The sequence below is a fragment of the Streptomyces sp. DF42 genome, from assembly GCF_058267695.1.
The window spans coordinates 2,592,282-2,616,078 of sequence record NZ_CM177859.1 but is presented as its reverse complement, the minus strand read 5'-3'; the positions used below and the strand labels follow the sequence as shown (position 1 = coordinate 2,616,078).

General features: G+C 70.1%; 21 protein-coding genes, 1 pseudogene and 1 riboswitch. Of the genes and pseudogenes, 17 read left to right on the top strand and 5 right to left on the bottom strand.

Going from position 1 to position 23,797, the window contains the following annotated elements; genetic code table 11:
* Positions 1 to 102 precede the first annotated feature (102 nt).
* From ctaE to ACYUED_RS11955, 6 genes are all read left to right on the top strand, one after another.
* Positions 103 to 723, top strand: a complete 621-nt coding sequence (gene ctaE / locus ACYUED_RS11980) for an aa3-type cytochrome oxidase subunit III (RefSeq protein WP_242760872.1) — start codon at positions 103 to 105, stop codon at positions 721 to 723.
* Between the two features lie 79 nt (positions 724 to 802).
* Positions 803 to 1,612, top strand: coding sequence for a cytochrome bc1 complex diheme cytochrome c subunit (gene qcrC / locus ACYUED_RS11975; RefSeq protein ID WP_491292260.1), 810 nt, complete (start codon positions 803 to 805; stop codon positions 1,610 to 1,612).
* Positions 1,609 to 2,664, top strand: coding sequence for a cytochrome bc1 complex Rieske iron-sulfur subunit (qcrA, locus tag ACYUED_RS11970; RefSeq protein ID WP_491292259.1), 1,056 nt, complete (start codon positions 1,609 to 1,611; stop codon positions 2,662 to 2,664). The genes qcrC and qcrA overlap by 4 nt, the downstream gene beginning before the upstream one ends.
* On the top strand, positions 2,661 to 4,313 hold the full coding sequence (gene qcrB, locus ACYUED_RS11965) for a cytochrome bc1 complex cytochrome b subunit (protein ID WP_491292258.1): 1,653 nt from the start codon (positions 2,661 to 2,663) through the stop codon (positions 4,311 to 4,313). Before qcrA ends, qcrB begins: the two co-directional genes overlap by 4 nt.
* 144 nt (positions 4,314 to 4,457) lie before the next feature.
* Positions 4,458 to 5,522 (top strand): anthranilate phosphoribosyltransferase, encoded by a 1,065-nt coding sequence (gene trpD, locus ACYUED_RS11960; RefSeq protein ID WP_491292257.1) that lies wholly within the window; start codon positions 4,458 to 4,460, stop codon positions 5,520 to 5,522.
* Between the two features lie 76 nt (positions 5,523 to 5,598).
* A riboswitch (SAM riboswitch) is annotated at positions 5,599 to 5,715 on the top strand.
* A gap of 123 nt (positions 5,716 to 5,838) precedes the next feature.
* Positions 5,839 to 7,215, top strand: coding sequence for an aminotransferase class V-fold PLP-dependent enzyme (locus ACYUED_RS11955; RefSeq protein WP_491292256.1), 1,377 nt, complete (start codon positions 5,839 to 5,841; stop codon positions 7,213 to 7,215).
* Positions 7,216 to 7,250: 35 nt separating this feature from the next.
* On the opposite strand, the gene ACYUED_RS11950 is transcribed toward ACYUED_RS11955, so the two are convergent.
* Together ACYUED_RS11950 and ACYUED_RS11945 are read right to left on the bottom strand one after the other, a co-directional pair.
* Entirely contained in the window at positions 7,251 to 7,532 is a 282-nt protein-coding gene (locus tag ACYUED_RS11950; RefSeq protein ID WP_124442915.1) for an Lrp/AsnC family transcriptional regulator, read from the bottom strand.
* Positions 7,529 to 8,314 carry a rhomboid family intramembrane serine protease gene (locus tag ACYUED_RS11945; RefSeq protein ID WP_491292255.1) on the bottom strand — a complete coding sequence of 262 codons (786 nt, stop codon included), beginning with the start codon at positions 8,312 to 8,314 and terminating at the stop codon, positions 7,529 to 7,531. Before ACYUED_RS11945 ends, ACYUED_RS11950 begins: the two co-directional genes overlap by 4 nt.
* Before the next feature lie 164 nt (positions 8,315 to 8,478).
* On the opposite strand from ACYUED_RS11945, the gene ACYUED_RS11940 reads away from it, so the two are divergent.
* The 5 genes from ACYUED_RS11940 (at position 8,479) to ACYUED_RS11920 (ending at position 13,794) form a co-directional block, all read left to right on the top strand.
* Entirely contained in the window at positions 8,479 to 8,718 is a 240-nt protein-coding gene (locus ACYUED_RS11940) for a hypothetical protein (RefSeq protein WP_266512872.1), read from the top strand.
* Between the two features lie 34 nt (positions 8,719 to 8,752).
* Positions 8,753 to 10,096, top strand: coding sequence for an NYN domain-containing protein (locus ACYUED_RS11935; protein WP_491292254.1), 1,344 nt, complete (start codon positions 8,753 to 8,755; stop codon positions 10,094 to 10,096).
* A gap of 222 nt (positions 10,097 to 10,318) precedes the next feature.
* The gene (locus ACYUED_RS11930; RefSeq protein WP_491292253.1) at positions 10,319 to 11,353 is read left to right on the top strand and encodes a C40 family peptidase; all 1,035 of its coding nucleotides are present in this window, start codon (positions 10,319 to 10,321) and stop codon (positions 11,351 to 11,353) included.
* Between the two features lie 201 nt (positions 11,354 to 11,554).
* The gene (locus tag ACYUED_RS11925; RefSeq protein ID WP_491292252.1) at positions 11,555 to 12,571 is read left to right on the top strand and encodes a C40 family peptidase; all 1,017 of its coding nucleotides are present in this window, start codon (positions 11,555 to 11,557) and stop codon (positions 12,569 to 12,571) included.
* A gap of 32 nt (positions 12,572 to 12,603) precedes the next feature.
* Positions 12,604 to 13,794, top strand: coding sequence for a hypothetical protein (locus ACYUED_RS11920; protein ID WP_491292251.1), 1,191 nt, complete (start codon positions 12,604 to 12,606; stop codon positions 13,792 to 13,794).
* On the opposite strand, the pseudogene ACYUED_RS11915 reads toward ACYUED_RS11920, so the two are convergent.
* Positions 13,782 to 14,011 (bottom strand): annotated as a pseudogene (locus ACYUED_RS11915) (PadR family transcriptional regulator); the annotation flags it as partial. The gene ACYUED_RS11920 and the pseudogene ACYUED_RS11915 overlap by 13 nt on opposite strands.
* A 93-nt stretch (positions 14,012 to 14,104) precedes the next feature.
* The gene (locus ACYUED_RS11910) at positions 14,105 to 15,340 is read right to left on the bottom strand and encodes a glycosyltransferase 87 family protein (RefSeq protein WP_491292250.1); all 1,236 of its coding nucleotides are present in this window, start codon (positions 15,338 to 15,340) and stop codon (positions 14,105 to 14,107) included.
* 120 nt (positions 15,341 to 15,460) lie between these two features.
* Here ACYUED_RS11910 and ACYUED_RS11905 point away from each other — a divergent pair, with 120 nt between their 5' ends.
* Together ACYUED_RS11905 and ACYUED_RS11900 are read left to right on the top strand one after the other, a co-directional pair.
* A complete protein-coding gene (locus ACYUED_RS11905; protein ID WP_491292249.1) occupies positions 15,461 to 16,603 on the top strand; it encodes a glycosyltransferase family 4 protein in 1,143 nt (380 codons plus the stop codon).
* A gap of 161 nt (positions 16,604 to 16,764) precedes the next feature.
* Positions 16,765 to 18,387: a GMC oxidoreductase gene (locus ACYUED_RS11900; RefSeq protein WP_491294217.1), complete on the top strand. Its 1,623-nt coding sequence runs from the start codon at positions 16,765 to 16,767 to the stop codon at positions 18,385 to 18,387.
* A 31-nt stretch (positions 18,388 to 18,418) separates the two neighbouring features.
* Here ACYUED_RS11900 and ACYUED_RS11895 read toward each other — a convergent pair whose 3' ends face one another.
* Positions 18,419 to 20,215 carry an AMP-dependent synthetase/ligase gene (locus tag ACYUED_RS11895; RefSeq protein WP_491292248.1) on the bottom strand — a complete coding sequence of 599 codons (1,797 nt, stop codon included), beginning with the start codon at positions 20,213 to 20,215 and terminating at the stop codon, positions 18,419 to 18,421.
* 338 nt (positions 20,216 to 20,553) lie between these two features.
* Between ACYUED_RS11895 and ACYUED_RS11890 the strand changes: the two genes are divergently transcribed.
* The 4 genes from ACYUED_RS11890 to ACYUED_RS11875 all read left to right on the top strand — a co-directional run bounded on the left by ACYUED_RS11890 (position 20,554) and on the right by ACYUED_RS11875 (position 23,701).
* The gene (locus tag ACYUED_RS11890) at positions 20,554 to 21,309 is read left to right on the top strand and encodes a metallophosphoesterase family protein (RefSeq protein WP_491294216.1); all 756 of its coding nucleotides are present in this window, start codon (positions 20,554 to 20,556) and stop codon (positions 21,307 to 21,309) included.
* Positions 21,310 to 21,432: 123 nt separating this feature from the next.
* Positions 21,433 to 21,876, top strand: coding sequence for an SRPBCC family protein (locus ACYUED_RS11885; protein WP_491292247.1), 444 nt, complete (start codon positions 21,433 to 21,435; stop codon positions 21,874 to 21,876).
* A 64-nt stretch (positions 21,877 to 21,940) separates the two neighbouring features.
* Positions 21,941 to 23,110: an ArsA family ATPase gene (locus tag ACYUED_RS11880; RefSeq protein WP_491292246.1), complete on the top strand. Its 1,170-nt coding sequence runs from the start codon at positions 21,941 to 21,943 to the stop codon at positions 23,108 to 23,110.
* Positions 23,111 to 23,167: 57 nt separating this feature from the next.
* Positions 23,168 to 23,701, top strand: a complete 534-nt coding sequence (locus ACYUED_RS11875) for a DUF5304 domain-containing protein (protein WP_491292245.1) — start codon at positions 23,168 to 23,170, stop codon at positions 23,699 to 23,701.
* Positions 23,702 to 23,797: the final 96 nt, after the last annotated feature.

The following is a 23,797-nucleotide window of genomic DNA, read 5'->3' as shown; positions in this document are numbered from 1 at the left end:
CCTGTTGGAACACGGCTTCGATGGGCCATATGAGCAGTACACGCGGTACGGACACTCCGAACGGTACCCCCCGGAGTGAGGGCGGGATAAGGGACCGACATAATGTCGGTCGTGGCGACAGCAACGACAGTAGAAACCGGGCACGCGCACCCGTCGGTCAACCGGCCGAACCTCACCAGCGTCGGAACCATCATCTGGCTGAGTTCCGAGCTGATGTTCTTCGCGGCCCTCTTCGCGATGTATTTCACCCTGCGATCGGTGACCGGTCCGGATCACTGGAAGGAGATGGCGAGCCATCTCAACCTTCCGTTCTCCGCGACCAACACCACGATCCTGGTGCTCTCCTCCCTGACCTGCCAGCTCGGCGTCTTCGCCGCCGAGCGCGGGGACGTGAAGAAGCTCCGGGGCTGGTTCATCGTCACCTTCGTCATGGGTGCGATCTTCATCGGCGGTCAGATCTTCGAGTACACGGAGCTGGTGAAGAAGGACGGACTCTCTCTGTCCTCCGACCCGTACGGCTCGGTGTTCTACCTGACCACCGGGTTCCACGGCATGCACGTGACGGGCGGCCTCATCGCCTTCCTGTTCGTCCTCGGCCGCACCTACGCGGCGAAGAGGTTCACCCACGAGCAGGCGACCGCGGCCATCGTCGTGTCCTACTACTGGCACTTCGTCGATGTCGTGTGGATCGGCCTCTTCGCCACGATCTACCTGATCAAGTAGCCGGGACCGTTCCCGCGTGCGCCCACAGGCGCACATCCCAGAAGCATCGACGCAGAAGATCCTGACACCGGGGTAATCCGTGAAAAAGCTCTCCGCACGACGACGCCATCCCATGGCGGCGCTCGTCGTCCTACTCCTCGCGCTGGCATGCACCGGGGGGCTGTACGCCGCGTTCGCACCCGCGAGCAGGGCGCAGGCCGATGAAACAGCCCAGTCTCTCGCCATCGACGAGGGCCAGAAGCTCTACGCCGTGGGCTGCGCCAGCTGCCACGGCACCGGCGGTCAGGGCACCTCCGACGGTCCGAGCCTGGTGGGCGTGGGCAGCGCGGCCGTCGACTTCCAGGTCGGCACCGGCCGTATGCCGGCCCAGCAGCCGGGTGCGCAGATCCCGAGCAAGAAGGTGATCTACACCCAGGCGCAGATCGACCAGCTCGCGGCGTACATCTCCTCCCTCGGCGCCGGCCCGACCGTCCCGACGAAGACGCAGTACGGCCCGGAAGGTGCTGACATCGCCAAGGGTGGCGAGCTGTTCCGCACCAACTGCGCGCAGTGCCACAACTTCACCGGCAAGGGCGGCGCGCTGACGCACGGCAAGTACGCGCCTAGTCTTGAAGGCGTCGACCCGAAGCACATCTACGAGGCCATGCAGACCGGCCCGCAGAACATGCCGTCGTTCCCCGACACCACGCTGTCGGAGCAGAACAAGAAGGACATCATCGCGTACCTGAACGCGGTCAACGGTGACGACACCGAGAGCCCCGGCGGTCTTGAGCTGGGCGGTCTCGGCCCGGTCTCCGAGGGCCTGTTCGCCTGGATCTTCGGACTCGGCGCGCTGATCGCGGTCGCCGTCTGGGTCGCCGCTCGGACCGCAAAGGCCAAGAAGTCATGAGTAGCCAAGACATTCCAGAAGAGAACCTGCCCGCAGAGCAGGACGCGCACGGCACCGTGAGCATCGCGGACGAGAAGAACCCGTTCGCGGACCCCGGTCTGCCGCCCCACGAGCACCGTGTCCAGGACATCGACGAGCGGGCCGCCAAGCGGTCCGAGCGTGTGGTGGCCATGCTGTTCACGGTCTCCATGCTCGCCACGGTGGGCTTCATCGCCTCGTACGTGGCGATCCCGCACGACAAGGCGATCTACGTCTTCCCGATCGGTCACATCAACGCGCTGAACTTCGCGCTGGGCCTGACCCTGGGCCTCGCGCTGTTCGCCATCGGCGCGGGCGCGGTCCACTGGGCCCGCACCCTGATGTCCGACGAGGAGGTCGCCGACGAGCGTCACCCGATCGAGGCCTCGCCCGAGGTCAAGGCCAAGGTGATGGACGACTTCCGGCAAGGTGCCAAGGAGTCCGCGCTCGGTCGTCGCAAGCTGATCCGCAACACGATGTTCGGTGCGCTGGCCCTGTTCCCGCTGTCCGGCGTCATGCTGCTGCGCGACCTCGGCCCGCTGCCGGGTACGAAGCTCCGCCACACGCTGTGGTCCAAGGGCAAGCTGCTCGTCAACATGAACACGAACGAGCCGCTGCGCGCCTCGGACGTCGCCGTCGGCTCGCTCACCTTCGCCAAGCCCGAGGGCCTGGAGGAGCACGACGAGGACTTCCAGACCCAGATCGCCAAGGCGGCCCTGATGATCGTCCGGATCCAGCCGGACAACATCAAGGACAAGCGCGAGCTCGAGTGGTCGTACCAGGGCATCGTCGCGTACTCGAAGATCTGCACCCACGTCGGCTGCCCGATCTCGCTGTACGAGCAGCAGACGCACCACGTGCTGTGCCCCTGCCACCAGTCCACCTTCGACCTCTCCGACGGTGCCCGGGTGATCTTCGGCCCCGCCGGTCACGCCCTGCCGCAACTGCGCATCGGCGTGAACGACGAGGGCTACCTCGAGGCGCTCGGCGACTTCGAAGAGCCCGTCGGTCCTGCATTCTGGGAGCGCGGATGAGCAGCAACGAGACCAACGGGACCCCCGCGAACAACGGGGGGCGGCGCGGCAAAGCGCCCGCCGGCGAGCGCGTCGCCGACTGGGCCGACGGCCGTCTGGGGATCTACTCCCTGGCCAAGTCCAACATGCGCAAGATCTTTCCCGACCACTGGTCGTTCATGCTGGGCGAGGTCTGCCTCTACAGCTTCATCATCATCATCCTCACGGGTGTGTACCTGACGCTGTTCTTCCACCCGTCGATGAACGAGGTGGAGTACCACGGCAGCTACATCCCGCTGCAGGGCCAGATGATGTCCGAGGCGTTCAACTCGACCATGCACATCTCCTTCGATGTGCGCGGTGGTCTGCTGATCCGGCAGATCCACCACTGGGCCGCGCTGATCTTCCTCGCGGGCATGTTCGTGCACATGATGCGCGTGTTCTTCACGGGTGCGTTCCGCAAGCCGCGCGAGGTCAACTGGCTGTTCGGCTTCCTGCTGCTCGTCCTCGGCATGTTCACCGGCTTCACCGGTTACTCGCTGCCGGACGACCTGCTCTCCGGCACCGGTGTCCGCTTCATGGAGGGCGCGGTCCTGTCCGTGCCGATCGTCGGCACGTACCTGTCGATGTTCCTCTTCGGCGGCGAGTTCCCGGGCGGCGACTTCGTGGCCCGCTTCTACTCGGTCCACATCCTGCTGCTGCCGGGCATCATGCTCGGTCTGCTGGTCGGCCACCTGATCCTGGTCTTCTACCACAAGCACACGCAGTTCGCGGGCGCCGGACGTACGAACAACAACGTCGTGGGCATGCCGCTGCTGCCGGTGTACATGGCCAAGGCCGGAGGCTTCTTCTTCCTGGTCTTCGGTGTCATCGCGGCCATCGCGGCGATCGCCTCGATCAACCCGATCTGGTCCATGGGCCCCTACCGGCCGGACATGGTCTCCACGGGCGCCCAGCCCGACTGGTACATGGGCTTCTCCGAGGGCCTGATCCGTGTCATGCCGGGCTGGGAGATCAACCTCTGGGGCCACACGCTCGTCCTGGGCGTGTTCATCCCGCTGGTGATCTTCCCGCTGGTCCTGGTCTCGATCGCGGTCTACCCGTTCATCGAGTCCTGGGTCACCGGCGACAGGCGCGAGCACCACATCCTGGACCGTCCGCGCAACGCCCCGACGCGTACCGCGTTCGGTGCCGCGTGGATCTCCTGGTACTTCGTGCTGATGATCGGTGGCGGCAACGACCTGTGGGCCACGCACTTCCACCTGTCGATCAACTCGATCACCTGGTTCGTGCGCGTCGGCTTCTTCGTCGTGCCGGTCCTCGTGTTCATCGCCACCAAGCGGGTCTGCCTCGGCCTCCAGCGCCGGGACAAGGACAAGGTGCTGCACGGCCGCGAGTCGGGCATCATCAAGCGCCTGCCGCACGGTGAGTTCATCGAGGTCCACGAGCCGCTCAGCCAGGACGCGCTGCACACCCTCACGGCGCACGAGCAGTACAAGCCGGCCGAGATCGGCCCGACGACCGACGACAACGGCGTCGAGCGCAAGGTGAAGGGCTCCGAGAAGCTCCGCGCCAAGCTCAGCGAGGCGTACTTCGGCGAGGAGTCCCAGATTCCGAAGCCGACCGTCGAGGAGTACAAGGAGATCACGAGCGGCCACGGCCACCACTGATCGCTGCGGCGTCGCCACGCCACAGCAAAGGGCCCCGTCCGGTGTTCGGACGGGGCCCTTTGCCATGCCTTCCGGCTGGATAGGGTGGGGGTCGCGGACTCCGCTACGAGTTCACACACTTCTACGACACCCAGGAGCGTCCTTATGAGCGCTGTGACCCCCGCTGGAGGCGACACCGCGGCGGGCCGTTCCTGGCCCGAGGTACTGAACGCCCTGCTGTACGGCCGCGACCAGAGCGCCGACGCGACGGCATGGGCGATGGACCAGATCATGCGGGGTGAGGCGACGGACGCCCAGATCGCGGGCTTCGTCGTCGCCCTGCGCGCCAAGGGCGAGACCGTCCAGGAGATCACCGGCGTGGTCCGGGCGATGTACGAGCACGCCAAGGTGATCGAGGTGTCGGGCCGCACGGTCGACATCGTCGGCACGGGCGGCGACGGCGCCAAGACGGTGAACATCTCCACGATGTCGGCGCTCGTGGTGGCCGGCACCGGCGCGAAGGTCGTCAAGCACGGCAACCGCGCGGCCTCCTCGGCGTCCGGCTCCTCGGACGTCCTGGAGAAGCTGGGAGTCAACCTCGACCTCACGCCCGTGCGGGTGGCCGAGGTGGCCGAGGAGGCGGGCATCACGTTCTGCTTCGCGGTGAAGTTCCACCCGGCGCTGCGTCATGTCGCCGCCGCCCGCGGCCAGTTGGGCATCCGGACGGTGTTCAACGCGCTGGGCCCGCTGACCAACCCGGCGAAGGTCAAGGCCCAGGCGGTCGGCGTCGCCGACCCCCGGCTGGCGCCGATGATCGCGGGCGTCCTGGCCGAGCGCGGCAACTCCTCGCTCGTCTTCCGCGGCGACGACGGCCTCGACGAACTGACCACGACGGCCACCTCCCATGTCTGGATCGTCCGGGACGGCAAGGTCGCCGAGGAGTCCTTCGACCCCCGTGACGTCGGCCTCGAACTGGTGCCGGTGCAGGCCCTGCGCGGCGCCGACCCGTCGTTCAACGCGGAGGTCGCCCGCAGGCTCCTGGACGGTGAGACGGGCCCGGTCCGCGACGCCGTACTGCTGAACTCGGCGGCGGCGCTCGTGGCGCTCGATCCGGGCTCCGGGACGCTCGCCGAGCAGCTGCGGGCCGGGATGGACAGGGCGGCGGAGTCGATCGACTCGGGCGCGGCCAAGCGGACGCTGGAGCGCTGGGTGGCGGTCAGCAACCGCTGAGGAGTGACGCGGGGCGCAGTCCACGATCCGGACTGCGCCTTGCGGACCGAAGATCGTATGGCAGGATGTCCTACCAGGTCATGAGTGACAGTCATGAGGCCCCGGCCGACTGTCCGGCAACCCTCCGTCCGTGGCGGGGTGCCCCGGGTGAAGACCAGGCCGTGCACAACAAGGTGTGCGGCAAGCGCGGACCCCTCCCACAGCCAGGGGTCCTGGTCGTCGAGGAGTCTTCTGTGAGCAAGCGAATGCGATAGGGCGTAGTGCCCCGCCCCCGCGTACCCCTTTTCACTTTCCTTGCCTCTCACGGGAGTTCCCCATGTCTGTCTCCTCTGCTGCCGTCGCCCAGACCATTTGTGCCCCGCTGCCCGTTCTGGGCCGGGATGTCACCGTCCCGCTCGTGACGGGCGGCGAGGTCACCTACGCCGCGCTCGACTATGCGGCCAGCGCCCCCGCCCTCCAGCGGGTCTGGGACGACGTGGCGGCCTACGCCCCGTACTACGGCAGTGTCCACCGCGGCGCCGGATACCTCTCCCAGCTGTCGACCGACCTGTTCGAGAACGCCCGCAGGACGGTTGCGGAGTTCCTCGACTGCCGCCCCGACGACCAGCTGGTCTTCACCCGCTCCACGACGGACTCGCTCAACCTCCTCGCCGCCGCGCTCCCCGCCGACTGCCAGGTCTTCGTCTTCGAGACCGAGCACCACGCCAGCCTGCTCCCGTGGAAGGACGCCCGGGTCACCTACCTCGACGCCCCGCGCACCCCGCGGCAGGCCGTCGAGACCCTGGAGCGCGCCCTCGCCGACCGCACTGCATCCCCCCAGGACGGGTACGGCCCGGCACTGGTCTGCGTGACCGGCGCCTCGAACGTCACCGGCGAGCTGTGGCCGGTGCGCGAGCTGGCGGCGGCCGCGCACGCCCACGGCGCCCGCATCGTCCTGGACGCGGCCCAGCTCGCCCCCCACCACCCGGTCTCCGTGCGGGACCTCGACGTCGACTGGGTCGCCTTCTCCGGCCACAAGCTGTACGCGCCCTTCGGCTCCGGCGTGCTGGCCGGCCGCGCCGACTGGCTCCGGGCCGCCGACCCCTACCTCGCGGGCGGCGGCGCCAGCCGCAAGGTCACGCGGCGCGAGGACGGGGGAGTGGACGTGGAGTGGCACGAGAGCGCCGCCCGCCACGAGGCCGGCTCCCCGAACGTGATCGGCGTCCACTCCATCGCGTCGGCCTGCAAGGCCCTCACCGAGGCCGGCTTCGACACGCTGGTCGCCCGCGAGCAGGACCTGATCGAGAAGGTGAAGGCGGGCCTCGCCGAAGTCCCGGAGGTCCGGATCCTCTCCCTCTTCGGCGACGACGCGCCCCGGGTCGGCGTGATCTCCTTCGTCGTCGAGGGCTGGAACAGCTCGCACTTCGCCGCCGCGCTCTCCGCCGAGTACGGCATCGGCGTCCGCGACGGCCTCTTCTGCGCCCACCCGCTGGTCCGCACCCTGCTGGGCAGCGACCCGCAGACCCAGGGGGAGTGCGGCGCCCCCGAGGCCGCGCCCGGCGAGAAGTCCCTCAACGCGATCCGGGTGAGCTTCGGCGCCGGCACCCCCGACGAGCACGTCGAGCGCTTCGTCAACGCCGTGAAGGAGCTGGTGAGCGACGGCGCGAAGTGGCGGTACCACACGGAGGAAGGCCGCTGCGTCCCCGCGGTCTGAGCCGGGCTACGCCTTCGGGCGGTGTCCGCGACCGGTCAGGAGTCCAGGCCGATCGCGAACGCCGCCTCCAGGTCGTGCTGCGAGTAGGTCCTGAACGCCACGTGCGTGTCCGTTCCCTCCACGCCGGGGATTTTGCTGATGCGGCCCGGGATGACCTCGGCCAGGTCCTCGTGCTGCTTGACCCGGACCATCGCGATCAGGTCGTAGGTACCGGTGACCGAGAAGACCTCGCTCACCGATTCCAGCGCCGCGATCGACTCCGCGATCTCGGGGATCCGGTCCACGCTGGTCTTGATCAGGACGATCGCGGTGATCACGGCTGGTTCTCTCCCTCGGGGGCCGGAGCTGGGGCGGACTTCACTGTAGTCGCCCGGCCGTCTCCCATCACCGCCCTTCCGAGGCCGCCCCTCGGGCCCTCGCTGCGTCCGAAGCGGACCCAGGCCAGGACGAAGCCCAGGCCGAAGCCCACCAGGTGGGCCAGATAGGCCACCCCCGGGCCCGCGGGCGCCCGCCCGGCCGCCAGCCACTGCAGGGCCGCCCAGAAGGGCAGCACGACCCAGGCGGGCAAGCGCACGGGGAGGAAGAAGAGGAACGGGAGCAGGCTTGTGACCCGGGCCCCGGGGAACAGGTACAGAAACGCGCCCAGGACCGCCGAGATCGCCCCGGACGCGCCGACCAGGGACTGCTCGGACGTGGCGTTGGCCGCCGCGTACCCCAGCAGGGCGAGGTAGCCGCAGCAGACGTAGAACACGGTGAACCGCAGTGGGCCCACGCGTTGCTCCGTCATCACGCCGAAGACGTAGAGGAACAGCATGTTGCCCAGCAGGTGCACCCAGCTGCCGTGGACGAACAGGGCCGTGGCGGGGGTCAGGGCGGCCCTCGGGGAGCCCTGGAACAGCTCGGCCGGGACCACGCCCCAGCGGTGGAAGTAGGCGCGCTGGGCGGCGACCAGCGCGTCCCCGGAGCCGTAGGCCGGATTCAGGCCCGCGGCCGGACCGGTCACGAAGGCCAGGAAGCACAGGGTGATCAGCGCGTATGTCACGGGCGCCGCAGGGCGCCGGATCACTCTGCTGACGGTCGGGCTCCAGTTGCTGATCATGGACACAGAGCATGACGTAACGGGACGCAGCAGCACAGACCGCCTCGCCGCCCTGGACGGGCGGGCGGCGAGTCCTCGCCAGGCCGTAGGGTTACGAGCCATACGCCCAGGGAATCTGGGGCGTCACTGACAATGGAAGCCCAGAAGGAAAGAGCACAGGCACGATGACGGTTCCCCTGCCGACCGCCTCCACGCGGTGGCGCTGCACCCTCTGCGGCAACCTCACGCGCTTCGACGTGACCCGCTCGTCCAAGGTCGTCGAGTACGTCCACCTCGATCTGGCGGGCGACCCGAAGGTCGAGGAGCGCGAGGTGGTCAGTGAGACCATCGAGTCGGTGCGCTGCCGGTGGTGCAACGCGGTGGACCAGGTGGAACTCGTGGACAGGCCGGGCGCCGACTCCTGAGCGGAGCGGCCCCACAGGTATTGGGGTGTGACGGATGGCGGAGACCACAGGCGGGGGGCCGGGCGACGGCACCGCCGAGGTGCTTGACCGTCCGCTGCCCGACGGGGTGCGCCGCAGGGTCGTCCAGATCGTCTCGGACGGGTTCGGCGGGCTCACCGTCGGCGAACTGCCCGCACAGCTCAGGCAGTACGCCCGCTTCGCGCCGAACCGGCGGGCCAAGTTCGCGGGCAACGCGATGGCGGCCGCACTGGAGACCGATCCGCTGTTCCGGCAGCGCATCGGGGAGAAGCTGAGAGAGGTCCAGCCGGAACTCACAGGCGCTCTCGACTCCGGCTCGCCGCCCCCGGCCGCGGATCCGCTCGATGTGGCGGCCGCGGCCTATGTTCTGCGGCCCACCGGTTGGGTCAAGCTCGTCACCGCGGCCGGCGAGGAGGCCCAGCGGGCCGATGCCGAGCGCGCCGACGAGGAGAGCCGGGCCGAGCTGGAGCGGCTGCGCGAGGAGCTCGACCGCGCCCGGGAGCAGACCCGGGCCGACACCGAGCGGCTGCGGGCCGAGCTGGAGGCCACCAAGAAGGAGGCCGACTCGCTGCACCGGAAGCTGCGTGCCGCCCACAGCGACGTCAAGCGGCGCGAGGCCGCCCTGCGCAAGACACAGGGCGAGATGGAGGCCGCACGCGCCGAGGGGCAGGCACAGCTGTCCGCCGCCGAGAGCGAGACCCGGCGCCTGAAGTCACGGCTCGGGGAGGCGGAGGCGGCCCTGGAAGCCACGCGCAAGGCAGTGCGCGAGGGGCGCAGCGTCGAGGACATGCGCGTACGACTGCTTCTGGACACCGTGCTGGACGCGGCCCAGGGGCTGCGCCGGGAGCTGGCGTTGCCACCCGTGTCCGTACGGCCCGCCGAAACCGTCGATGCGGTCGAACCGGGACGAATGACGCCGAAGGACATCGCCGCGCGGGCACTGTCCGAGAACGACCCCGCGATCCTGGACCAGCTGCTCGCGCTGCCGCAGGCGCACCTGGTCGTCGACGGCTACAACGTCACCAAGACCGGCTATCCCCAAATGCCCCTGGAGAAGCAGCGGTTGAGGCTTCTGGGGCAGCTCTCGCAGCTCGCCGCGCAGACCGGCGCCGAGGTCACCTGCGTCTTCGACGGGGCCGAGCTGGCCGCTCCCGTGCTGCTCGCGCCGCCGCGCGGGGTCCGGGTGCTGTTCTCCAAGCCCGGCGTGACCGCCGACGAGTTGATCCGCCAGCTGGTGCGCGCCGAGCCGCCCGGGCGGCCCGTCATCGTGGCCTCCACCGACCGCGAGGTGGCCGACGGAGTGGCTCGTGCGGGGGCGCGTCCGGTCGCCTCGGCGATGCTCCTGAAGCGGCTGACCTGAGCGCATGTCCCGAAGGTCGAACTTCTAGGTTTAATGACCGAATTGGCGGGATCGTCACGCAACGTAGCGTCAACCGCGCATCACTGCATGTGCGTTGTGTGCAAAGAATGCATTGCGTGACGGGATTTTTTTGTGTGAGGATTTGATCTGATCACAGGATGGTCACTAGGGTCGGGCCGAACCTCCGAACGGGTGATCACTCTCAAGAAGGAGCCCGCGTCCGTGGCGTCCCACCGTCGACCCAAGCAGCCGAGCCGCACTCGCGTGACCGTGCTCACCACCGCAGCTGCTGCCGCCGTTGCTTTCAGCGCCCAGGCCGCCAACGCCGCGCCGAGCGAGAAGCCCTCCAAGGACGAGGTCAAGGCGAAGGTCGACGCTCTCTACGAGCAGGCCGAGCAGGCCACCGAGAAGCTCAACGGCGCCAAGGAGAAGCAGGAGAAGCTCCAGAAGGAGATCTCCACCATCCAGGACAACGTGGCCCGCGGCCAGGACGACCTCAACGAGCTGCGCGACTCGATAGGGCTGGCAGCAGCCGCCCAGTACCGCACGGGCAGCATCGACTCCTCCCTCCAGCTCTTCCTGTCGTCGAACCCGGACGACTACCTGGACAAGGCCTCCACCGCCGACCAGCTCAGCGCCCAGCAGGTCGAGGCGCTGAAGAAGATCCAGGAGAAGCAGCGCGAGCTCGCGCAGGAGCGCTCCGAGGCCTCGGACAAGCTCAAGGACCTCGCCTCCACCCGCACCGAGCTCGCCAAGAAGAAGAAGCAGGTCCAGGGCAAGCTCGCCGAGGCGCAGAAGCTGCTCAACACCCTGACGGCCTCGGAGCGGGCGGCGCTCGCCGCCGCGGACAGCCGCGCCAGCCGCTCCTCCGCCGAGCGTGTGGACCTCGGCAACTCGACCTCCGCCTCCGGCCGCGCGGCCGCCGCCTTCTCGGCCGCCCAGAGCCAGCTCGGCAAGCCGTACGTCTACGGCGCCACCGGCACCGCCTCCTACGACTGCTCGGGCCTCACCTCCTGGGCCTACGCCCAGGCCGGTGTCTCCATCCCGCGCACCTCGCAGGCCCAGGCCAACGCGGGCACGCGGATCTACAGCGAGAGCCAGCTCAAGGTCGGCGACCTCGTCATCTTCTACGGCGACCAGCACCACGTCGGTCTCTACGCCGGCAACGGCCAGGTGATCCACGCCCCGCGCACCGGCACCGTCGTGCGCTACGAGTCGATCGGCAACATGCCGTTCCAGTTCGGCGTCCGGATCTGACCGTGCCGCCCGAACGGGCGAATTGCGTGACCCCACACTGACCCCACGCCCCGCCGATGACCTGCGTCAGAGGCGGGGCGTCACGTTGTGTGGCCATGGAGGTCTTTGGCCGTCGGCCCGCCGCGGGGCTACTGTCTGCCGCGTTTCCCTGCTGAGGCGGGGAGGCAGTCCTTGTCGCCAACGGAGGGAGCGCGGCTTCCCGTGGGGTCTCATCGCCGTCCTGCACCGACGTCCGGGTTCAACCGGGGGGCCGGGGCCGCCCTGTGTGCGCTGTCCGCCGCGGCCTCCGCCCTCGGCGCCGTGCCGGCGACCGCCGCTCCGCACGACACCACCAGGGCCGAGGTGGACCGCCTCTACGAGGACGCCGAGAAGGCGACCGAGGCGTACAACAAGGCCGACGAGACCGCCGACACGCTGCGCAGGCAGGTGAGCGACGCGCAGGACCGCATCGCCCGGCAGCAGCAGCGCATCAACACCATGCGGGAGTCGCTCGGTTCGCTGGCCGGCGCCCAGTACCGCTACGGCGGCATCGACCCGACCCTCGCCCTGCTGTTCTCCCATGACCCGGCCGACTACCTCGACAAGGCCTCCGTCCTCGACCGCATCACCACCCACCAGGCCGGCGAACTCAAGGACCTGCAGTCCGCGATGCGCGAACTCGCCCAGGAGCGCGTCGAGGTGGTCGGCAAGCTCGCCGAGCTGACCAGGAACCGCAAGGCGGTCGCCGCCCACAAGAAGACCGTCGAGAAGAAACTCGCCAAGGCGCGCCGGCTGCTCAACTCCCTTCCGTACGGGGAACGCGCCGCCTACGACCGGGCCTCCCGCGGCGACCGCGGCGACATCCCCGGCCTCGGCAGCGCCCTCCCGGCCTCGGCCCGCGCGGCCGCTGCGATCGCCGCCGCCCGCTCCGCGCTCGGGACGCCGTACATCTGGGGCGCCACCGGCCCCTCCGGCTTCGACTGTTCGGGCCTGATGCAGTGGTCGTACGCGCGCGCCGGCGTCCAGTTGCCGCGCACCTCGCAGGAGCAGCGGTACGCCGGCCGGCAGATCCCGCTCTCCGAGGCGCGCCCCGGAGACCTGGTCACCTACCGGTCCGACGCCAGCCATGTCGCGATGTACATGGGCAACGGCCAGGTGATCCACGCGCCCTATCCCGGCGCGCCCGTGCGCTACGACCCGGTGAACATGTTGCCGGTGTCCTCGGTCACGAGGGTCTGACCAACCGCCCTGTCGGCCTTACGATCGGAAAGGTGGCTGGTCGTAGGCGGGCGTCGAGGTCCGCGCTGGTGGTGCTGGTGCTGCTGCTCGTCTCTCTGGTGGCGTGCGGCGGCAGACCCGTGGGCGACACCGCCAAGGCAGATCTGCAGCGCGTCCTGGACCGGCGGTCCACCGCCGTCCTCGACCGCGACCGGGGCGCCTTCCTGACGACGGGTGAGCTCGGCTGGTTCGAGAACCTCCGCGGGGTGCCCCTCTCGGCCTGGTCGTACCGCGTCACGGCCCTGCACTGTACCGGCGACGAGGCCACGGCCGCCGCCGAACTGCGCTACCGCATCGAGGGATACGACAAGGCGCCTGTCACCGTGGGCCGCACCCTGACCCTCTCCCGGGAGACGGACGGGCAGTGGTACGTCGACGCCGACAAGCCCGCGAAGAAGGCCGCCCAGCAGCTGTGGGACCAGGGCGGGGTGACCGTCGTGCGGGGCAGGCACAGCCTCGTCCTCGGCACCGGACAGTCCAGCGAGGCGCTGCACACCTATGCGGACCTCGCGGACAAGGCGGTGCCGGCCGTGTCCGCGGCGTGGGGCCTGGAGTGGACCGGGCAGGTCGTGGTGCTCGTACCGGGGTCGGTGGACGGCATGGCGGGGCTGCTCGGCTCGCCCGCGTCCCAGTACCGGGGAATCGCGGCGGTCACCACGGGCGAGGTGGGCGGTCCACCGAACGCGCCCGCGGACCGCATCATCGTCAACCCTGACGCGTACTCCCTGCTCGGGCCCGTGGGCAAGCAGGTCGTGCTCACCCACGAGACCACCCATGTCGCCACCCGCGCCCACACCACCGCCGCCACCCCGCTGTGGCTGTCCGAGGGTTACGCCGACTGGATCGGCTACCTCGCCACCACCCGCAGCCCCTCCGAGGCGGCGCCGGAGCTGGCGCGCGCGGTCAACGAGGGGCGTGTGCCGGACAACCTGCCCACCGACAGGGACTTCGGCTTCAGCGGCGACGCCACGAAGCTGGCGCAGTCCTACGAGGCCGGCTGGATGGCCTGTCGGATGATCGCCGGGCAGTGGGGCCAGGAGCGGCTCGGCCGGTTCTACCGCGCCGTGGGCGACCACCAGCAGCGGTCGGGTTCCGTCGAGAACGCGCTGAAGAGGGTGCTCGGCACGACACCGGAGACGTTCACGGCACAGTGGCGGGACTACCTCCAGGCTCAACTCGGCTGATCCAGCAGCGAGATGGCCTCCCTCAGCCATGTCCGCGCGGGGCCTCGCCGGTGGCCCGCGCGACCCGCAGCATGCCCTGCCGGAACAGGTCGTCCGTCTCCTCCGCGCGCACGGGCCCTCCGCTGTCGTAGAAGAAGCTCGTCGGCGTCTCCAGGAACTCCAGCCGGCGACGCAGCACTTCGGCCTGCTCGCGGCGGTCCGGCAGCTGCCGTGGAAACGGGGCTCGGGCTGCCCGGGGTGTGTCTGGCGCCGGCGGTCTCGATGGCCGTGCAGTGCGCGGTGGTGGCCGTGCTGTTCCGGCGCTCCGGCGTCAGGACGAGGCCGACGTCTCCCTCGTGCGGGTCGCCTGCGCCGGCAGGGACGGTACCGGCTCGCGGGAGACCGTCGACTGCCACAGCTCCACGGCGGCGAGCAGGGCGGCGACGAGCAGCAGGCCGTTGCGGACGAGCAGGAGGGTGACGCCGAGGGTGTCGCTCATGACCACGTGCTGGAACCAGACGGGGAACTCCAGCACCGTCACGAAGGCGGCCGTGAGGACCAGGCCCACGGGCAGCCCCATCCGGCTGCCGCGGAAGCACAGGCAGACGGCCGCCGTGCCGACGAGCCACACCATGTACTGCGGGCTGATCACCCGGCTGGTGACCGTGAACATCAGCACCGCCGTGAAGGCCGCGTCGGCGAGCGTGTTCGGCAGGAACCGCGTCGCCATCAGCCGCCACAGCAGCAGCCAGCCGAAGGCCACGCCGGTGAGGAACAGGGCAGCCGAGCTGATGACGGTCACCCAGGGGCCGAGGAACTCGATCGAGCCGTAGTTCAGCAGCACCTGGCCGTTCCAGCCGAACTGCCGGGCGACGTGGATGACCAGGGAGCCCAGCGACTCCACCTCGGTACCGCGGTTGCGCTGGAAGGTCAGGAAGGCGAAGGCGCCTGGCATGCTCACCGCGAAGGCCACCGCCAGCGCGGCCACGGTCGCCGCCGCCCAGGCCCACGCACCGCGCTTGCGGGCGCCGAGCAGCAGCAGCGCCGGCCACACCTTCAGCATCGCCCCGAAGCCGACGAGGACGCCCATCACACGGGGATGCCGGGCGCCCGCCAGGAGCCCCGCCACGGTCACGGCCGTGACCATCACGTCGTAGCGTGCGTACACGGTCGGTCCGATCAGCGGTGCGCCCACCACCCACACCCAGGCTCCACGCAGCGTCCTGCCGGGACGCAGGCCCGCGTACACGAGCAGTGACAGGACGACCAGGTCCGCGAGGAAGGCGAGGACGAAGAAGGCCTTCGTGTACGCCAGGAAGCCCAGCAGCGCGGGCGAGAGGATCGCCAGGGCGGCCGCGGGCGGGTACTGCCAGGTGACGTCGTCCAGTGGGAAGGTGCCGTGCCGCAGCGTCTCGTACCACCCCTGGTAGATCACCGACACGTCGGTCGTCACGTCCGGGCCCGGGAAGACGAACACCTTGAACACGAACAGCAGCAGGACCAGCCTGGTCAGGCCCCAGACCCCCAGCAGCCCCGCCAGGGACCGCCCCGTACCCGCAATGTCCACCGGAGCCCCTGTCCGTCCGCGTCCCGCCTTGAGGGGAACATGATGTCCTGCCTGGGTGTGTGCGTGCCATAAACGTGGCCGTGCCGGGCTGTGCGCGCCCGTTGGGTAGGGTCGGCGGCGATGCACAAGACCCTCATTGTGACGAACGACTTCCCGCCCCGTCCGGGCGGCATCCAGGCGTTCCTGCACAACATGGCGCTGCGCCTGGACCCCGAGCGCCTCGTCGTCCACGCCTCCACCTGGAAGCGCGGCCGGGAGGGCGTCGAGGCGACGGCCGCCTTCGACGCCGAGCAGCCCTTCACCGTCGTACGCGACCGTACGACGATGCTGCTGCCCACCCCGGGCGCGACCCGACGGGCCGTGGGCCTGCTGCGTGAGCACGGGTGCACGTCGGTGTGGTTCGGGGCGGCGGCGCCGCTCGGGCTGATGGCGCCGGCGCTCAGGAAGGCGGGCGCCGAGCGGCTGGTGGCCACGACCCACGGCCACGAGGCGGGATGGGCACAGCTGCCCGCAGCGCGGCAGCTGCTGCGCCGGATCGGGGAGTCGACGGACACGATGACCTACCTCGGCGAGTACACGCGCTCGCGGATCGCCTCCGCTCTGACACCGGACGCGGCCGGCCGGATGGCGCAGCTGCCGCCGGGGGTCGACGAGAAGACCTTCCATCCGGCCTCGGGCGGCGACGCGGTCCGGGCACGGCTGGGGCTGACGGACCGGCCGGTGGTCGTGTGCGTGTCCCGGCTGGTGCCGCGCAAGGGGCAGGACACCCTCATCCTCGCCATGCCCCGCGTCCTGGCCGCCGAGCCGGACGCGGTGCTGCTGATCGTCGGCGGCGGCCCCTACGAGAAGGACCTGCGCAAGCTGGCCCAGGACACCGGGGTCGCCGGTTCCGTGCGCTTCACGGGCGCGGTGCCCTGGTCCGAGCTGCCCGCCCACTACGGCGCCGGAGACGTCTTCGCCATGCCGTGCCGGACGCGGCGGGGCGGGCTCGACGTCGAGGGCCTGGGGATCGTGTACCTGGAGGCGTCGGCGACAGGGCTGCCGGTCGTGGCGGGCGACTCGGGCGGCGCCCCCGACGCCGTGCTGGACGGCGAGACGGGCTGGGTGGTGCGCGGAGGTTCCCCCGAGGAGACGGCTGCGCGCATCGCCGTACTCCTGGGTGATGCCGAGTTGCGTCGTCGGATGGGGGAGCGGGGCAGGGAGTGGGTCGAGGAGAAGTGGCGGTGGGACCTGCTGGCGGAGAAGCTGAAGAAGCTGCTGTAGGACCGCGCCCCAAAGGGGCGCGGGGAACTGCGCGACCAGCCACGAATTGCCCGCAGTCGCACGATTGAACACTTGGCACCCCGGATGGCGCCCCAAAACCGGCGGAGCCCCTAGGCGGAACCGAATAATCCGCACATGCTGCGCACATGACAGCAAAACTGATGCAGCGTCAGCTGACGAGACGTCAAATCCTGGGCATGGCAGCCCTGCAGACCGCCGCAACCCTCGGCTTCACCCGCATCGGCCTCCAGAGCGCCCAAGCGGCCGAGCCCGACGCAGTCGAATCCGCCCCGGCGATCGTGGTCGGTTCGGGCTACGGCGGGGCCGTCGCCGCCCTCCGCCTCGGCCAGGCCGGCATCCGCACCCTCGTCCTCGAGATGGGCCGGCTGTGGAACACCCCCGGCACCGACGGCAAGGTCTTCTGCTCCACCGCCGCCCCCGACCAGCGCTCCATGTGGTTCCGCACCCGCACCGAGGCGCCGCTGGCCACCTTCCTGTGGCTGGACCTCGTCAACAGGGACATCGGCGCGTACCCCGGAGTCCTGGACCGCGTGCACTTCGACCACATGTCCGTGTACGTGGGCCGTGGGGTCGGCGGAGGCTCCCTGGTCAACGGCGGTATGGCGGTCACCCCGCTCCAGCCGTACTTCAGCGAGCAGTTCCCCACCGTGGATGCGGGCGAGATGTACAACACGTACTTCCCGCGCGCCCGTTCCGAGCTGGGGGTCAACAGCGTCGACCCCACCTGGTTCGAGTCGACGGAGTGGTACCGGTTCACCCGGACCTCACGGAAGGCCGCGGCCAACGCCGGCCTGAAGACCACCTTCGTGCCGAACGTCTACGACTTCGACTACATGGAGCGCGAGGCGGCCGGTACGGCGACCAGGTCCGCGCTCGGCCAGGAGGTCATCTACGGCAACAACCACGGCAAGCGGAGCCTGGACAGGACGTACCTGGCGTCGGCGCTCGGTACCGGAAACGTCACCATCAACACCCTGGAGCGGGTGAAGGCCATCAGCCGGGCGGGCGACGGGAGTTGGATCCTGACCGCCGACCGGATCGACGACACCGGCGCGGTCGTCGGGACCAGGCAGTACAACTGCACGTACCTCTTCCTCGGCGGCGGCAGCGTCGGCACCACCGAACTCCTCGTCCGGGCCCGGGACACCGGCGCCCTGCCCGCGCTCGACTCCAGCGTCGGCGCCGGCTGGGGCACCAACGGCAACACCATGCTGGGCCGCGCCAACCACATCTGGGACACCACCGGCGCCAACCAGTCGACCATGCCGGTGATGGGCATCGACGACTGGGCCAACGCCGAAAACCCGGTCTTCGCCGAGATCGCCCCGCTGCCCATCGGGTTCGAGACCTGGGTCAGCCTCTATCTGGCGATCACCAGGAACCGGGAGCGGGCGGCGTTCACATACGACGCCGCGAGCGACGGGGTCAAGCTCGGCTGGAGTGCCGCGCAGAGCGCCGTCTCGGTGGCCATGGCCAAGAAGCTGTTCGACCGGATCAACTCGGCCAACGCCACGATCTACCGCTACGACCTGTTCGGCTCGTCCGGCAAGGTCTTCGCCGACGACTTCTGCTACCACCCGCTGGGCGGCTGCGTGCTGGGGAAGGCGACCGACGACTACGGCCGGGTGAAGGGCTATCCGAAGCTGTATGTCACGGACGGTTCGCTGGTGCCCGGCTCGATCGGCGTGAACCCGTTCGTGACGATCACCGCGCTCGCGGAACGCACGATGGCGCGGGTCCTCGTGGAGGACACCGCGCCATGAGCCGTACGACCGGGGCGTACTGCTCGGCGTACTACTTCTGGTAGATCGCCTCGATCTCGTCCGCGTAGTCCTTCGCCACCACATTGCGCTTGAGCTTGAGCGACGGCGTGAGGTGACCGGACTCCTCGGAGAACTGGGAGGACAGAATGCGGAACTTCCGCACCGATTCCGCCTTCGACACCGCGGCGTTGCCGTCGTCGACCGCCGACTGGATCGCGGCCAGCAGGTCCGGGTCCTGGCGCAGCGACGCCGCGGTGGAGCCCGCCGGCTTGCCGTGCTCCTCGGCCCAGCGGCCCAGGAACTCGTCGTCGATGGTGATCAGCGCGCCCACGAACGGCCGCCCGTCGCCCACCACCATGCACTCCGCGACCAGGGCGTGCGCCCGGATGCGGTCCTCGATCACGGCCGGGGCGACGTTCTTGCCGCCCGCGGTGACGATGATCTCCTTCTTGCGGCCGGTGATCCTGAGGTACCCGTCCTCGTCGAGGGTGCCGATGTCACCGGTGTGGAACCAGCCGTCGGCCAGCGCCTCCGCGGTCGCCTGCTCGTTGTTCCAGTACCCCTTGAACAGGTGCTCGCCGTGCAGCAGGACCTCGCCGTCGTCCGCGATCCGGACCACCGAGCCCGGCAGCGGCTGCCCGACCGTGCCGATCTTGGTCCGGTCCCAGGGGTTGAAGGCGGTGGCCGCGCAGGACTCGGTCAGGCCGTAGCCCTCCAGGACCGTGAAGCCGATGCCGCGGAAGAAGTGACCGAGGCGCTCACCCAGCGGCGCGCCGCCGGAGATGGCGTACTCGCCGCGGCCGCCGAGCACCGCGCGCAGCTTGCTGTAGACGAGCTTGTCGAAGGTCTTGTACTTGATCTTCAGGCCGAGCGAGGGTCCCGACGGGGTGTCCAGCGCCTTGCTGTACTCGATCGCGGTGTCCGCCGCCTTGTCGAAGATCTTGCCCTTGCCGTCCGCCTGCGCCTTGGCGCGCGCGGAGTTGTAGACCTTCTCGAAGACCCGCGGGACGCCGAGGATCAGCGTCGGGCGGAAGGACGCCAGCTCGTCGGTGAGCTGCTTGATGTCGGGCACCATGCCCAGCTTGATCGGCGCCATCAGCGGCGCGATCTGCACCATCCGGCCGAAGACGTGCGCGAGGGGCAGGAAGAGCAGGACCGAGCAGTCGCCGGTACGGAACAGCGGGCGCAGCCGCTCCACGATGTTGCCGCACTCGGCGAAGAAGGCACGGTGGGTGAGCACACAGCCCTTGGGGCGGCCGGTCGTGCCGGACGTGTAGATGATCGTCGCCGGGTCGTCCGCCCTCGCCAGCGAGCTGCGGTCCTCGACCATCGCGTCGGTGACGTCCTTGCCGAGCCGCCCGAGCTCCTCGACGGCACCGGCCTCGATCTGCCAGACCTGCTTGAGCGCGGGCAGCCGGTCGCGCACCGACTCCACGGCGGCCGCGTGGTTGTCGAGCTCCACGACGACGGCGCTCGCGCCCGAGTCGGAGAGGATCCACTGCACCTGCTCCGCGGAGCTGGTCTCGTACACCGGCACGGTGATCGCCCCGGCGCTCCAGATCGCGAAGTCGAGCAGCGTCCACTCGTAGCGGGTGCGGGACATCAGGGCGACCCGGTCGCCGGGCTGGACGCCGGAGGCGATCAGCCCCTTGGCCGCCGCGTGCACCTCGGCCAGGAACGCGGTGGAGGTCACGTCCTGCCACACACCACCCACCTTGCGGGCGATGACGGCGGCGTCAGGATGCTGCGCGGCGTTTCTCCGGACGATGTCGGTCAGATTGCCGTCCGCGGGGACCTCGTACAAAGCCGGAAGGCTGAACTCGCGCAAGACTGCTGCTCCTCATAGGGCGCCGGCGCCACGACTTTGTGTGATGCGACGGTGCGGTCCAAGGCTCGGGCAGGCACTCAGGTGTTCAGTGGTTGAAATCCTGAGTACGACTGGACTGCCCGGACGTTACCCGCCGGTATGGCTTCTTCGACAGGGGGGTCCGGCGAGATGTTCGCTGCGTCACACGGATTGGTGTTGCTTTGCGTACGGTAGTCCACCCGCTAGCTGACTGGCCAGTAACCGCAAGGTCCGTCGGCTCTGTTCACGTACACCGCACACGCTTACCCTTGATCGCCATGGCATCCACATCAGCCGGTAATCGCAGGACGCGCGTTCATGTGGTCAGTGATGTGCACGGCAACGCCCGTGACCTGGCCACGGCCGGCGAGGGTGCCGATGCCCTGATCTGCCTGGGTGACCTGGTCCTCTTCCTCGACTACGCCGACCATTCGCGCGGGATCTTCCCCGACCTGTTCGGCGCGGAGAACGCCGACCGCATCGTCGAGCTGCGCACCGCACGCCGCTACGAGGAGGCACGGGCGTTCGGGGCCCGGTTGTGGAGTGGTGTCGGCCCGGACCGGGCCGCCGTGATCGAGCAGGCGGTGCGCGAGCAATACGCCGAGATGTTCGCCGCCTTCCCCACACCGACGTACGCCACCTACGGCAATGTCGACATGCCGCCTCTGTGGCCGGAATACGCCGGCCCGGGCACCACCGTGCTCGACGGCGAGCGCGTGGAGATCGGCGGCCGGACCTTCGGCTTCGTCGGCGGCGGCCTCAAGTCCCCCATGCGCACCCCGTACGAGATCAGCGACGAGGAGTACGCGGCGAAGATCGAGGCCGTCGGCGAGGTGGACGTGCTGTGCACCCACATCCCGCCCGAGGTTCCCGAGCTGGTCTACGACACCGTCGCGCGCCGCTTCGAACGCGGCAGCCGGGCCCTGCTGGACGCGATCCGCCGCACCCGCCCCCGGTACGCGCTGTTCGGCCACGTCCACCAACCCCTGGTCCGGCGGATGCGGATCGGCGCCACGGAGTGCGTGAACGTGGGTCACTTCGCCGGGACCGGAAAGCCGTGGGCGCTGGAATGGTGACCACCTCCTGACCCCGGCGCGCGCTACGGGTACGCGGGTGAAGTCGGCTGGTCGGACGCGCGGTAGCCTTCACGCTGCACGCACGTGCATGAGTACCGGCCCGCATCTGGAGGAGCCACGGCGATGGCGGAACACACCAGCTCGAGCATCACGATCGAGGCGGCCCCGGCCGACGTCATGGCGGTGATCGCCGACTTTGCCCGCTACCCGGACTGGACCGGCGAGGTGAAGGAGGCGGAGGTCCTGGCGACGGACGCCGAGGGCCGTGCCGAGCAGGTCCGGCTCGTCATGGACGCGGGAGCGATCAAGGACGACCAGGTGCTCGCGTACACCTGGACCGGCCGGGACGAGGTCTCCTGGACCCTGGTCAAGTCCCAGATGCTGCGTTCGCTCGACGGCTCGTACCTCCTGAAGCCGGCCGGAGCGGCCGCGACCGAGGTCACGTACCGGCTCACCGTCGACGTCAAGATCCCGATGCTGGGCATGATCAAGCGGAAGGCCGAGAAGGTCATCATCGACCGGGCGCTGGCGGGGCTGAAGAAGCGCGTGGAGTCGGGGGAGAAGTAGAGGCGGCCGAGCAGCCTCCGGGGGCGGTCCGGCAGCCGATCAGGCACAGGTACCGTTCAGGCCCATGCGCACCATCCTGATCACCGGCCCCGGCGGCAGCGGACGTACCACCCTCGCGGCCGCCACCGCGCTCGCGGCAGCCCGCGAAGGGACCCGCACCCTGGTCCTCAGCGCCGACCGCACCGACATCCTCGGCGCGGCCCTCGGCGCGGCGACGGGCTCGACGCCGACCCGGATCGCTCCGCATCTCACCGCCTGGCGGCCCGACGCCGCCGCCGGTTTCCGGGACGACCTCTCGGCGTTCCAGGAACGCGCGGCCAATGTCCTGGACCTCCTGGGCGCCTCCCGCCTGGACGCCGAGGAGGTCACCCCCCTCCCCGGTGCCGAGGAGCTCACGCTGCTGCGCGCCCTGCGTGACGCCGCCCTCGCCGAGGCGCACGACCTGCTGGTCGTCGATCTCCCGCCCGCCCCGCAGGCCCTGGCCCTGCTCGCCCTCCCCGAGGAACTGCGCCGCTATCTGCGCCGACTGCTCCCGCCCGAGCGGCAGGCGGCCCGTGCGCTGCGCCCCCTCCTGGGGCGGCTGGCCGGTGTCCCCATGCCCTCGGAGTGGCTGTACGAGACCGCCGCCCGCTGGGACATGGAGCTGGCCGCCGTCGAGGCCGTACTCGCCGACCGCGGCACCGTCGTACGGCTGGTCGCCGACCCCGGCCCGGCCGGCGCCGACACAGTCCGCGACGTCACCCTCGGCCTCGCCCTGCGCGGGCTGCGCCCCGACGTCCTGATCGCCAACCGGGTGCTGCCGGAGCGGGCCGCGGACGGCTGGCCGGCCGGACCCGTCGCCCAGCAGCGCAAGGTCCTCGACGCGTGGCGGGAGGCGTACGACGTCCGGACCATCGCCCATCTCGGCCACGACCCCCGCGGCACCGACGACCTCGCCGCGCTCCACGCACCCGCGGTCAACGACACGACCTCCACCGTCGAGTGGCCCGTCGTCGACCGGCTAGCCGACGACGGCGTGCTCGTCTGGCGGCTGCCCCTGCCCGGCGCCATACGCGAGGACCTGGACCTCATCCGGCGCGGCGACGAACTCGTCGTCGCGGCAGGCCAGTTCCGCCGTATCCTCCCGCTTCCCTCCGCCCTGCGCCGTTGTACGGTCGACGGGGCGGCGCTGCGCGAGGGCGAGCTGCGCATCCGGTTCGCGCCCGACCCGCAGCTGTGGCCGGAGACCCGGTGAACCACGTGCGCCCGTTCGGGTAACGTCGTAGAGACGAACCGTAGTCAGGAGGTCGTCATGAGCGAAGAGCTCCCTCCGTCCGACGCGTCGGGGTCACCCCGCTCGAGCGAAGCCGAGAGTGGGGGAGAGCACGAGGCGATCGACGAGGCGCGGGCGACCGACGCCGACGCCTGGTCGACGGCGTGCGCCGAGGACCTCGCGGCGGAGAAGGCCCGCCGCCGCGCGGAGTACGGCCCGCCCCAGAGCTCGGCCGCCGAGGAACTGCGCCGACTCGTCGACGCCGTCACGGACAAGCTGTCGACGATCCAGTCCCCGCTGCTCGGCGCGGTCGCCGGACCCGCCGCCCAGCAGGTGGTGAAACAGGTCGTCCAGCAGGCGAAGGCCGCGGTCGAGCCCGTCATCGAACGCAACCCGGACGTCTTCGACCACCTCGCCGCCGCGGGCAACGAACTGCTGGCCGCCTACCGCTCCGCGGTCCAGGCCCAGGAACAGCGCTGGACGACCCGCACCACGGACCTGCACAAGGACCTGGACGAGCACCGGGACGGCGACGAGGGCACCGGCCCCGGGCAACGCATCGACCTGGACTGAGAGTCCCCCGAGGCCCTGCCGCCGGAGTCCCGCCCGTCTGTCCTCCAGGCGGACGCCGGGATCCCGACGGCAGGGCCTCGGGTACGGTTGGCCGTA